This is a genomic window from Pseudomonas sp. MIS38 (assembly GCF_019891575.1).
GTDB lineage: Bacteria > Pseudomonadota > Gammaproteobacteria > Pseudomonadales > Pseudomonadaceae > Aquipseudomonas > Aquipseudomonas putida_A.
In genome coordinates this window covers 77,523-89,485 of the sequence record NZ_JAFLXF010000018.1, presented here as the reverse complement: position 1 = coordinate 89,485, position 11,963 = coordinate 77,523, and the positions used below count along the sequence as shown (strand labels likewise).

8 protein-coding genes are annotated in these 11,963 nt (G+C 60.6%); 1 reads left to right on the top strand and 7 read right to left on the bottom strand.

Going from position 1 to position 11,963, the window contains the following annotated elements:
- The first annotated feature begins 68 nt into the window (after positions 1-68).
- Positions 69-503 (top strand): YhcB family protein, encoded by a 435-nt coding sequence (locus J1G18_RS19925; RefSeq protein WP_027612195.1) that lies wholly within the window; start codon positions 69-71, stop codon positions 501-503.
- 254 nt (positions 504-757) lie between these two features.
- Here J1G18_RS19925 and J1G18_RS19920 read toward each other — a convergent pair whose 3' ends face one another.
- The 7 genes from J1G18_RS19920 to J1G18_RS19890 form a co-directional block, all read right to left on the bottom strand.
- On the bottom strand, positions 758-1,492 hold the full coding sequence (locus J1G18_RS19920; RefSeq protein ID WP_007961595.1) for an OmpA family protein: 735 nt from the start codon (positions 1,490-1,492) through the stop codon (positions 758-760).
- A 117-nt stretch (positions 1,493-1,609) separates the two neighbouring features.
- A complete protein-coding gene (locus J1G18_RS19915; RefSeq protein WP_223008314.1) occupies positions 1,610-2,254 on the bottom strand; it encodes an MBL fold metallo-hydrolase in 645 nt (214 codons plus the stop codon).
- A 63-nt stretch (positions 2,255-2,317) separates the two neighbouring features.
- Positions 2,318-5,050, bottom strand: a complete 2,733-nt coding sequence (locus J1G18_RS19910; RefSeq protein ID WP_223008313.1) for a LuxR C-terminal-related transcriptional regulator — start codon at positions 5,048-5,050, stop codon at positions 2,318-2,320.
- A 201-nt stretch (positions 5,051-5,251) separates the two neighbouring features.
- Positions 5,252-6,616, bottom strand: a complete 1,365-nt coding sequence (locus tag J1G18_RS19905; protein ID WP_027612198.1) for a DUF1329 domain-containing protein — start codon at positions 6,614-6,616, stop codon at positions 5,252-5,254.
- Positions 6,617-6,644: 28 nt separating this feature from the next.
- Positions 6,645-8,534 (bottom strand): DUF1302 domain-containing protein, encoded by a 1,890-nt coding sequence (locus tag J1G18_RS19900; RefSeq protein WP_098965554.1) that lies wholly within the window; start codon positions 8,532-8,534, stop codon positions 6,645-6,647.
- A gap of 337 nt (positions 8,535-8,871) precedes the next feature.
- Positions 8,872-10,554, bottom strand: coding sequence for a fatty acid--CoA ligase (locus tag J1G18_RS19895; RefSeq protein ID WP_223008312.1), 1,683 nt, complete (start codon positions 10,552-10,554; stop codon positions 8,872-8,874).
- A 147-nt stretch (positions 10,555-10,701) separates the two neighbouring features.
- On the bottom strand, positions 10,702-11,886 hold the full coding sequence (locus J1G18_RS19890; RefSeq protein ID WP_098965555.1) for an MFS transporter: 1,185 nt from the start codon (positions 11,884-11,886) through the stop codon (positions 10,702-10,704).
- Positions 11,887-11,963: the final 77 nt, after the last annotated feature.

The following is an 11,963-nucleotide window of genomic DNA, read 5'->3' as shown; positions in this document are numbered from 1 at the left end:
GAATCGCGGTATACAGCGCAGGTTCGAGCCGTTAACGTAAAGCAAAGCCGTTTATAGAGGAAGGACTCGTGGAACACTCGCTCTTAGTTTGGTTGTTACCGACTCTTGCCCTGGTTGTGGGTGTCGCCATTGGATTCCTGATCGCTCGCGTCGCACCGAATGCCGCGCCGAGCCGCACGCAGCGTCAACTGGATGATATCCAGGAGCGTTTCGACAGCTATCAAAACGAGGTGGTCACTCACTTCAACAGCACCGCGACGCTGGTCAAGAAGCTGACCCAGAGCTATCAGGAAGTGCAGGATCATCTCGCCGAGGGTGCCAACCGCCTGGCCCTGGACGAGCAGACCCGTCAACGCCTGATCGCCGCTTTGCACGCCGATGCCGCCCAGGCACCGCGCGAACGCCTGACGCCGCCGCGCGATCAGGAGCCGCCACGCGACTACGCACCGAAAGCCCCGAACTCGCCTGGCATGCTCGATGAGCATTATGGCTTGAAGAAGTAATCAGTCTTCGCTGCAAGCAAAAAGCCCCCGGACAATTCGGTTGTCCGGGGGCTTTTTTTGTATCTGATGATTTGAGGGTGTTGACCCGGCCCCTTCGCGAGCAAGCCCGCTCCCACAGGGTCATGTGGTGAACGCAGATTCTGTGAACAACACCCATCCCTGTGGGAGCGGGCTTGCTCGCGAAAGGGCCAGCACGGGCAACCCAAAAAAATGCCCGGTCACAAGACCGGGCATTTCTTCACTCAAGCATTCACTTACGGATACTGCTGAACCGTCCCCGGCTGTTGCTGCTGACCACCATACTGCTGGCCCGGAATCGCTTTCAGGTTGACCTCGACGCGGCGGTTCTGCGCGCGGCCATTGACGTCACCGTTGCTGGCAATCGGGTTATCCGGACCGGCGCCACGGGCCGACAGGTTGGCACCGCTGACACCTTGCGAGGTCAGGTAGGTGGCCACGCTCTGCGCACGACGCTGAGACAGGTCCATGTTGTGCTGGCGGCTGCCGGTGCTGTCGGTGTAGCCGACGATTTCGATCTGGTTCTGGTTGAACTCTTTCAGCGAGTTCGCCAGGTTGTTCAGCGGCTGATAGAAGCTTGGCGCGATGTTCGCCGAGTCGGTGGCGAAGGTGATGTTGCCTGGCATGATCAGCTTGATCTGATCGCCCTGGCGCTGCACTTCAACCCCGGTGTTGGCCATGCTGGCGCGCAGCTTTTTCTCTTGCTGGTCGGCGTAGTAACCGTAACCGGCCGCCGAGGCACCCACCACCGCCGCGCCGATCAAGGCACCCTTGCCACGGTTGTTGTGGTCGATGGCGGCACCCGCCAAGGCGCCGGCCAGCGCACCGAGACCGCCGTACTTGGCGGTTTTGCTCATGCCTTGCGAGCCACCGTCGGCCTGCCCCTGATTGTCATACGGGTTGGGCGAGGCGCAGCCGGCCAACATGGCCACAGCGGTAGCAACAATAATCAAACGAGGCGTGGTGAACATGAAAAGCTCCTGGTTTTTTTCGCATTCTGTGTGGCAGCGGCCCTAGGCAATAGACCTGTGCGGGCGTTGGATCATGACAATGCCGAAAAATTCCGCCGCACACTCATGACAAAATGTTTAGGCGCGCACGAACGGGTTTTCGCGCATTTCATCCCCGAGACGCGTGTCCGGGCCATGTCCGGCAACCACGATTGCGTCTTCGTCGAGGGTGTACAGCCGCTGCTTGATCGATCGCACGATGGTCGCCTGATCGCCGCCCCACAAATCCGTGCGCCCTACCCCGCGACGAAACAGCGTGTCGCCGGCAATCAACAGCTTAGCCTCGGAAAACCAAAAGCTCATGGAACCGGGCGTATGTCCCGGCGTATGCAGCGCCACGCCGCAGCCGCAGGCCAGTTCTTCATCGTCGCTCAACCAGCGATCCGGCGACGGCACCGGCGTGTAGGGCACACCGAACATCTGGCATTGCATTTCAAGGTTGTCCCACAGGAACTGGTCTTCCTTGTGCAGATGCAAGGTTGCGCCGGTTTTCTCTTTCATCTGCCCGGAAGCGAGGAAGTGATCGAGATGCGCGTGGGTGTGGATGATGCTGACCACTCTCAGGCCATGGGCATCCAGGCGCGCCATGATCAGGTCAGGGTTGCCGCCCGGATCGACGACGATGGCTTTTTTAGTGATCGGGTCGCCGATGATCGTGCAGTTGCACTGCAGCGGGCCGACGGGGAAGGTTTCGCGGATGAGCGCAGGCGCTGGAACAGTCATGGGGCAATCCTGATCAATATTCGACGGCGGCGAAAACCGCTGATGCCGAAGATTTTAGCGGGACTAGATCATTAACCCCAGCGCCTTGGCGCGGGCCACCGCCTGGGTACGCCGCTCAACCCCCAACTTGCTGTTGATATGGCTGGCATGGGTTTTCACCGTATGCAGCGAAATGAACAGTTGCTCGCTGATTTCCTGATTGGAACAGCCCTGGGCAATCAAACGCAGCACCGCCAGCTCGCGACTGCTGAGTTGTTCGGCAGATCCACATTCAATGACAGGACGGGCAACCACCAGCGGAAAATGCGTCAGCAACTGCTGTCCTGCCAGTGCTGGCGAGTTTTGCAGCTGGCTGCGCAGCCAGTCCGGATGCGCGTTGATCAAGGCGTCAAATGGCTGTATCACGCCGCCCGTCGCCGCTTCCAGCGCCTGGTTCAATGCTTTGCGTGCCTCGGATTCGCGACCACTGCTCAGCAGCAAATTCACTTTCTGCGCCAGCGCCATCACACACAGCAACTGGCGCCCGGTTTGCTGACCGTTTTCCAGCAACACATTCAACCGCCCTTCGGCGAGCATCGGCTGGCCCTTGATCACGTCGAGCAACGCTTGTTGCAATTCCACATGCAGCGGCAGCTGTGGATGAAATTCCGGTGGTGCGGCTGCACGTTCGCCGGTGTAGGTCTGGCCCAGTCGCGCCAGCCAGGCTTCGGCCAGATCAGTGCGGCCTTGCGCCAGCCACAGTTCGCATTTGACCAGGGTGATCATTGCCAGATAGTAGATCGGCGGCACATCCCAGATATGCATCAGACGCTCGGCTTCAGCGAGTTCGGCGAAGGCCTTGGCGAACTCGCCGACGCTGCCGTCGAGACGGGCGATCACGCAGTGACCGATCAATACGCTGATATCGCGACAGACCCGCGCTTCGGCCAGACCGCTCAGCAATCGGGCCCGGGCCTGCTGCGGTTGCAAGCGCATCGACAGCAGAAAACCTTCATACAGCGTCAATCGCGCACGCACCGCGTACAGACGTTGCGCCGACAACCCGCGCAGACGATCAAGACCCTGATGCACCTCATCCAGTGCCCGCAGAATTTCCCCGCGCGATTGCAGGACCCGCGCCCGGTCGTAATGCGCCAAGGCTTCGAACAACGGATTGCCGACCCGCTGCGCCAGCTCGAGGGATTCTCGATTCAAGCCCCGCGCACGCCACAGGTCACCGTCGGCAATCGCCAGATTGGACAAGGTCGACAGGCACATCAGGCGTTGCCCGTAACGTTTCACCGGCAGGCTTTCCAACGCTTCGCTGCAATAGCGCTGGGTCAGCTCACGATGCCCGCGCCCGCGGGCGATGATGCCGCTGAGCGCCAGCCATTGCGCGAGCATCGACTTCTGCGCAGAGGCCGAAGGCGCCGGCAGGAAACGACTTAAATGACTGGCCAGCTCTTCAGCGGCATCCAGCTGACAGGCCAGCCCGAGCGCCCAGCTGTAGAGCACGATCAAGCGTGGCGTGCTGATCAGCAGACTGTCGGGCAAGTCCATTTTCCAGCGCAGCAGCATGCCCACGTTCTGCTCGGCGAGCAGTTGTTCCTCGGACAGGTTCTGCACCAGATTCGCTGCGACATCCAGATGGCCGGCGCGCAAGGCCTGCTCCACCGCTTCGTCGAGCAGCCCTTGAGCATTGAACCAGCGACAGGCGCGCAGGTGCAGGGTCGCCGCCGGCACCAGCGTCTGGGTCACGGGACGGCTGCGCAGCAGATCGGAAAACAAATGGTGATAGCGATACCAGTGACCGTGTTCGTCCAGCGGCACCAGAAATACCTGATGCGCCAACAGAAACCGCAGGATTTCGGCGCTGTCGTGGGCTTCGCGCACCGCGTCGCACAGCTCGCTGCAAAAGCGCTCTTGAGGGGCGGTGTCGTAGAGGAACGCCTGCACCTCGGCCGGCAGGCAATCGATCACTTCTTCCAGCAGGTAATCGCGGATCAGCCCTTCCCCGCCGTTCAGCGCGGGTGGCAACGGAGCCCCGCTGCCAGCCTCGGAGACCGCAAGCAACCAGAAACGCAGTCCGGCCACCCAGCCTTCGCTGCGCTGGATCAGGTTTTCCAGCGCTTCGCCGCGCAATGAACTGCTGTGTCGATCGAGCAGCGTCAGGGCTTCATCGTGGGTCAGGCGCAAGTCCTGCTCATGCAGTTCAAGCAACTGGCGCGACAGGCGCAGACGCGCCAGATGCCAGTCCGGGCGCTGCCGACTGGTGACCATGACCAGCAAGCCATCAGGAAGATGATTGAGGAAAAACTGCAGGCAACGGTCGAGTACCGGGCCTTGGGCGAGATGGTAGTCGTCGAGCACCAGCAACAGCGGCGCCGTCGGTTGCAGTTGCAGGGCCAGTTCATCGAGCAAGCCATCGAGCCATTCTTCGAAGGCGAACGGCTGATGGCGCTGGCGCATCTTCAACAGGCCGAGTGCACGACTGCCCAGATCCGGAAAGTAGTCCTGCAGTCCCTCCAGCAATCGCTCGAGAAACCTCCCCGGATCGTTATCCCGTGGGCTCAATCCCAGCCAAAGGCTTTGCCAGTGCCCCGGCAGGCTCTGACAGAACTCTACCGCCAGCGAACTCTTGCCGAACCCGGCCGGAGCGCAGACCAGTAACAGACGTCCACCGAGCCCGGTTTGCAGGCGCTCGCAGAGACGTGGCCGCAAGACGTATCCGTCCGGCAGCGGAGGACGGAAAAAACGTCCGTCCAGTGCCGCGACGGCAACGCTTGCGGGACCCGGAAGTGGGGACAGATCAGTCATGGCCGGCTCTTGTTCGAATGGCGGTTGGCGGCGTAGCAGATGTCCGCAGCCTAGCCTTAAACGTAGCGGTTATGAAGGTTGCTGCTACAAATGGCTACAAAAAGACTGTCGCGAGCCGGCAGCTCCTACAAAATCAACGCCAAAAAAAACGCCCCGAACCAGTCGGGGCGTTTTTTCGAGGATGCGGCCTCGGGTCAAAGCTTAGCGGATACCATCCTGGCCCAGGTTGCCCGGCTGGAATTCGCTCTTGGTGGCAGAGAAACCGAAGTCATACGCTGATTTTTCTTCGTTCTTCATGCCCAGCGCCAGGTAGCGACCCGATTGCAGGTCGTACAGGGCTTCCAGCGCGTACCACGGCACTTGCTTGTCGTAGTAGTCCTCGGCATGCGCTTCGGCGACACGCCACAGCTGACCGCGACCGTCGTAGTGGTCGATGACTGCTGCCTGCCAGGTGTCTTCGTCGATGTAGAAGTCACGTTTGGCATAGATATGGCGCTGACCCGGTTTCAGGGTGGCGACCACGTGCCAGACACGACGCAACTCGTAACGGGTCAGGTCCTGGTTGATATGGCCGGCCTTGATGATGTCGGCGTACTTGAGGGTCGGCGAGTCGATCTTGTAACTGTTGGAGGCAATGTACATCTCTTTCTTGCCTTCGAGCTTCCAGTCGTAGCGATCCGGCGCACCGTTGTACATGTCGAGGTTGTCGGAGGTACGCAGACCGTCCGCCGCAGTGCCCGGGCCGTCATAGGACACTTGCGGTGCCTGACGCACACGACGCTGACCAGTGGCGTAGACCCACGCCTTGCGCGGCTCCTTCACCTGGTCGAGGGTTTCGTGCACCAGCAGTACGGTACCGGCCAGACGTGCCGGCGCGGTCACTTTCTGCTTGAAGTAGAACAGGATGTTGCCCGGGTTGGCCGGATCGTAATCCTTCATCTTGTCGCGGAACACGAACTGGTCCTGGAAGTACACCAGGCTGAACGAGCCGTTGGTTTGCGGAGTCGCCTGGGTCACCAGACGGGTCACGCTGCCACCGCGATAGCGGGTGATGTGGTTCCAGATCACTTCCAGACCGCTTTTGGGAATCGGGAACGGCACGGCGGTATCGAAGTTTTCCAGACCGTTACCGCCTGCGACCAGATTGGTGGTGGTGGCGTTTTTCTTGATCGCGGCGAACACATCATCCGGCACGGTCGAGCCGCGATGGGACGGATAAACCGGAATCTTGAAGGTGTCCGGGTAGCGCTTGAACATCGCGTACTGGCCCGGAGCAAGCTTGTCCTTGTACTGCTCGACGTTCTGCGCGGTGATGGTGAACAGCGGTTTTTCACTGCCGAACGGATCGGACAGGAAGCCCTTGCTGTCGACCGTGCCGGCATTTTTCGCCAACGGTTTCCAGGCAGGGATCGAACCGTCGGCGTTGCCGGCCATTTCGGCGCCCATCGGGGTCAGGCTCTTGCCCAGCTTGTCGGCTTCGGCGGCGGGAACGGCCGCCATGACGCTGGTCGCCAGCAGCGACAAACCCAGAACACTCGCGTGGAACAGACTCTTTGTTATTTTCATATGTGTGTTCGTCCTGAAAAAACTGTGCTTAGAAGTTCACGCCGACGCTCAAGGCCACGAAGTCACGATCGTCCACGGTCGTGTAGTCGCCGCCAAAGAAGTTGGTGTAGGCCAGGCTCGCCGTGTAGGTGTTCTGGTATTCGGCATCGAGACCGAGGCTGATGGCCTTGCGACCTTCCTCGAAGTTGCCGCCAGGGCCTGGCGAGTAACCTTTCACGTCGTGCGACCAGGCCACGTTCGGCTTGAGGTTCACACCGGCAAACACGTCGCTGTAATCCCAGATGGCACGAGCGCGATAGCCCCACGAAGTGGCCGTGGTGAAACCATCGTTGTTGCAGTTGCTGGAAACGTTGTCGCGCGAAGCCCCCGGCCCGGCACCGTTGATGGTGGAGGTGTTGAGGATCTGCGAGCAGGTGTTGAGACCTCCCGTGGCAGGCAGTTCGCCCGGGCCGAACACCGGATCGCGACCGTAACGGGCTTCGGATTTGCTTTCCAGACCACCGACGTGGGTCACGCCGACTTCACCCACCAGGGTCAGCCGGTTGGCGCCCATCACCTGATCGAAGAAGTGCGTCAGGGTGGTTTGCAGTTGGGTGATTTCTTTACGGTTGTAACCGTGCAGATCCTGGCCCGGCACGCCGTTGAGGACCGACGCGTTGGTCAACGCGCCTCCCAGCGGACGTACGCCGGCGAACAGGATGTCGGTGGAGTTCAACTGCACCGGAGCATTCGGCCGGTAGCTGACTTCACCGCTCCACGCCGTACCGGTAGGCAGGGTAGTGGAGAAGCTCAGACCGTACAGGCGAATGTCTTCAGGGTATTCGATGAAGTATTCCGAGTTGCCTGCCACGACCAGCGGGCCCAGTGCCTGGAACGGCCCTGGCAATGCCTTGACGCCGTTATAGATCGACTGGGGCGCGCCGGTGGCGCTGAAGATCGGCGCACGGCTGTGGTAGTTCATGAAGTAGGCGCCGAACTCGGTGGCCAGCGGGTCGAACATGTACTTGGCGGAAACGCCCCACTGCCCGCTGTCACGCGCGTTGCGGTTGGGCGAACGGCGCACCAGCACGCCCTCTTCGTTGACGTCGACACCAGCGTTGGCCAACGGCCCGAGCGCAATACCCGGAATGGTCGAACGCTTGTTCAGTACCCGCAGGTTATCGTCGCAACCGGTGGTGACGATATCCGGCTGCGAGAAAAAGGTGCCGCAGTTGTCGGTCACGGTCTTCTGCCAGTCGATCTGGTAGAAACCTTCAGCCGAGAGGTTTTCGGTGAGGCTCTGGGATACGTAGAACATGTTGACCGGGATCAGACCTTCCTTGATCTCGGCACCCGGACGGCGGAACGCGGACACGTCGATCGGGTTGATCGAGTTGATGCCGCCACCGATGAAGGTACTTTCGCCCCAGTTCACCACCTGCTTGCCCAGACGCACCGAACCCGGCTCATCGGCAATCGAGTAGTTGTGGTAAACGAAGGCGTCTAGGATCTGCCCGCCGGAAGAGCGCGCCGCGACGTCGCGGTTGTGGTTGCTGACGTCCTTGTATTCCAGGTCCTGATTCTGCAGCGCGAAGTCGTACCAGTATTTGCCCCGGACGAAGACCCCGGTGTCGCCGTATTTCAGTTCCAGATCATGGATGCCCTTGAAGATCTTCGAGAAGGCTTGCCCGCTCTTGAAGTTCAGGTGGCCGTTGTCGGAGGTCTGGGACAGGCCCTTGCCGCCGTTGTTGACACCAATAAGGTCCTTGTTCGGCTGCTGGGTCGAGATACTCATGCCCAGGGAGAGCGAGGAGTCGAACTGACCTTCGATTTCACCGACGTTGAAACTGACGCCGAATGCGGGCCCGGCGAGCGTAGAGGCAAGACTGACGGCCAGAGGCAGTTTAGCCCGGCGCCAGAACTGGTTTACTGATGTCATCGACGCTACTCCATGTGCATTATTGTTATGGCAGTGAGTACTTTTAAAAACGCCTGGAAGACCGGGAGCCAGTAGCCACCCGACGTCACTCCAAAGTTGCATCGCCCCTGTTCGTGCGTGTGCCCCGTTCTTAAAAATCCTTGAGCGGACTATAGCCAGCAGGGGGTACTGCTTGATCCCTCTAAAGTGTGATTTGCAGCTGCCGGCCACTCTGGAACAGTCCTTTCGCCAGTCCGACACATGTCGGCACGGCAAGGATGGCTGAATTTTTCGATTTAACAAGCCAAGCGCTTGCTTGGTGGGTCTGGCGCGCCGGTTTCGGCGCGCCAGCAGACACTCAAAGTGTCGAGAGGAAGGTGCTGTTGTTGGCCTGCCATTCGGTGATGTCGAGGCGGATGCGCTTCTTGTCGAGCTTGCCGACACTGGTCTTGGGAATTTCCGTAACAAGGGCGATCTGGCTTGGAATCGCCCACTTGCTCAAGTGCCCCAGCTCCACGAACGGCTTGAGGTGTTCCTTGAGCTCGCGCGCCCCGATCTCGTGCCCTTCGCGGATCACCAGCAGTGCAAACGGCCGCTCGCCCCATTGCGGATCGGCGATGCCCACCACTGCTACTTCACGTACCGCCACATGACGGCTGATCAGGTCTTCGAGGTCCAGCGAGGAAATCCACTCGCCGCCAGTCTTGATCACATCCTTGATGCGGTCGCGGATGTCGATCACGCCCATGCTGTCGAGCGTTGCCACATCGCCGGTGTGCAGCCAGCCGCCGGCCCAGAGCTCGGCGCCCTTCTGCGGTTCGTTGAAATAGCCTTCGGTGAGCCACGGCGCGCGCAGGACCAGTTCGCCCTGGGTTTCGCCGTCGGCGGGGAGGAAGTTGCCCTCGGCGTCGACGATCGCCGCTTCCACCAACGGCCCCGGCACACCGGCCTTGATCCGGTAAGTGGTGCGCTCATCTTCGGTGCCGGCCATCAACTCGTCGTTCAAATGCGCGCAGGAAACCAGTGGCCCGGTCTCCGACATGCCGTACGCCGCCGTCAGCTGAATGCCCCGGGCCTTGGCGGTTTCATACAGCGAACGGTTCAGCGCACTGCCACCGATGACGATCTTCCAGCCGCCGAAATCGGTGCCCTGTGCGCCTTTGGCGTTGAGCAGCATCTGCAGGATGGTCGGCACGCAGTGGGAGAACGTGACCTTCTCCTTGCGCCACAGCTCGACGAGGAATTCCGGGTCGTAACGCCCCGGGTAAACCTGCTTGAGCCCGAGCATGGTTGCCACGTACGGCAAACCCCAGGCATGCACATGAAACATTGGGGTGATCGGCATGTACACGTCGTTGGTGCCGAGCAGGCGCACGCTGTCGATCGCGCCCATGATGGTCGACACGCCCATGGTGTGCAGCACCAGTTGCCGATGGGTGAAGTACACGCCTTTCGGGTTGCCGGTGGTGCCGGTGGTGTAGAAGGTGGTAGCGACCGAGTTCTCGTCGAAATCCTCAAAGTCGTATTGCGCACTCGCAGCGGCCAGCAGTTGCTCATACTCGCCGACCAGGTTCGGCAGCTCGGCGGTCTTTTCCGGCAGATCGGTCAGCAGCAGGGTTTTCTCGACGGTGATCAGGTGCGGCGCGATGGCCTGGTACAGCCCGACGAACTCGCTGTTGACCAGCACGAAGCGGTCCTCGGCGTGGTTCATGGTGTAGAGGATCTGCTCCGGCGACAGACGCACGTTGATGGTGTGGATCACCGCGCCGATCATCGGAATGGCAAACATGCATTCGAGGTAGCGATGGCTGTCCCAGTCCATCACCGCCACGGTGTCACCCGCCTTCACCCCGGCCGCCGTCAATACGTTGGCCAGCCGCGCCACCCGCTCGATCAGGGTCGGATAGCTGTAGCGCAACTGGTCTCGGTAGATGATCTCGCGGGTTTTCTCGTAACGGGCGCCGGACATCAGCAGCCGTTTGATCAGCAATGGATACTGGTAGGCCCCATCGGCCGGGGGAATGACGCGAGTCTGCAACATATGAATCCCTTTTCTGGCTGCACGGTGTTGGCGTAGAGAGCGTTACTCTAGAGCCGTTATACCCCAGTCAAATCAGCCGAAGGAATGATTTGCACAGCCGTACAAATGCTAGCTTTGCGCCAGCATTTGTCGGTATTTCAGCGCCGTTCAGGCCGTTTGCCCTACAGCCGCTTCTGAAGGCGTCCGTGGGAAAACCAGCGCAGCAAGGAAGGTCAATGCGCCGAAACCCGCCAGAATCAAGTAAAGCCCGACAAACCCATGGCGCGGCTCGATGTAGGCAATGAGCGGAATCGCCGTCGCACTGGCGCCGAACGACAGGCAGTAACGCAGGGCGAAGACCCGCGATTGCCACTGCGGCGCGACGAAATTGGCGACCATCGAGTCGTTCACCGTCACCTGACCGAACACCACGAACATGAACGCCGCACCGAGCACGATCACTGCCCAGCCATCGACATACGCCATGGCGTACAACAGCGGCGCCTGAAACAGCGTCAACACAATAAACGGCCATTTCAGGCTGACTCGGTGCAGCACCTGGCCAATGCTCAACTGCGCGACTGCACCAAAGGCATACGCGAGGCTGACCACCACGCCGAGGGTTTGCGGCGAGGCGAACAGGTCATGCAGACGTTCCTGAAACAGCTTCGGATAGGTCATGGTGGTGGCGTTGAACACCACGCCACCGGTGGCCGTCGCCAGCGCCAGCACGCCGAATACCATGAGCATCGAAATCCGCTGCCCGGCAGCGCCCTTCAGTGCGGTGTGTGGACGCTGCGGGATCGGCTCTTCACGCACCTGCAAGGCAAAGCCGATTCCCAGCATGATCGCCACCACCCCCGGTAACACAAAGGCCGACCGCCAGCCGAACTGCGCCACCAGCAACCCGGTGATCAGCGCCGAGAACGCTACGCCGAGGTTGCCCCACATGCCATTGATGCCGATCTCCCGCCCGCGATTCTGCGCGTAGGCCACCAGCATCGCGGTGCCCACCGGGTGGTAGATCGCGGCGAAAATGCCGATCAGGGTCAACCCGATCACCAGCATCGTCGGGCTGGTGCTCAGCCCGGTGAAGATCGCCGAGGCGCCGATGCCGAAGAAAAACACCAGCATCATCTGCCGCCGACTCCAGTGATCGCCCAGCCAGCCGGCCGGTAACGAACAGGCGCCAAAGGCAATGAACCCACCCAGCGAAAGGCCGATCAGCGCGGCGTAGTCGAGGCCGAAGGCCTGGGTCATGCCGAGCACGGCGGCGGGGAAAATCAGCATGAACATGTGATCGATCACATGGGCGGCGTTGACGTAGCGAATGACGTTTCGAGATTGATTCATGGCGGCACGCTTGTGTTTGTTATGGGCGGATTGTTGTCAGCGGCTTTATGCTAAGTTGGCGAAAAAGCGCATACCTG

Coding starts and splice junctions, on each gene's coding strand:
- J1G18_RS19920 (WP_007961595.1), bottom strand. CDS start 1,492: ATGTTCACCACGCCTCGTTTGATTATTGTTGCTACCGCTGTGGCCATG.
- J1G18_RS19915 (WP_223008314.1), bottom strand. CDS start 2,254: ATGACTGTTCCAGCGCCTGCGCTCATCCGCGAAACCTTCCCCGTCGGC.
- J1G18_RS19910 (WP_223008313.1), bottom strand. CDS start 5,050: ATGACTGATCTGTCCCCACTTCCGGGTCCCGCAAGCGTTGCCGTCGCG.
- J1G18_RS19905 (WP_027612198.1), bottom strand. CDS start 6,616: ATGAAAATAACAAAGAGTCTGTTCCACGCGAGTGTTCTGGGTTTGTCG.
- J1G18_RS19900 (WP_098965554.1), bottom strand. CDS start 8,534: ATGACATCAGTAAACCAGTTCTGGCGCCGGGCTAAACTGCCTCTGGCC.
- J1G18_RS19895 (WP_223008312.1), bottom strand. CDS start 10,554: ATGTTGCAGACTCGCGTCATTCCCCCGGCCGATGGGGCCTACCAGTAT.
- J1G18_RS19890 (WP_098965555.1), bottom strand. CDS start 11,886: ATGAATCAATCTCGAAACGTCATTCGCTACGTCAACGCCGCCCATGTG.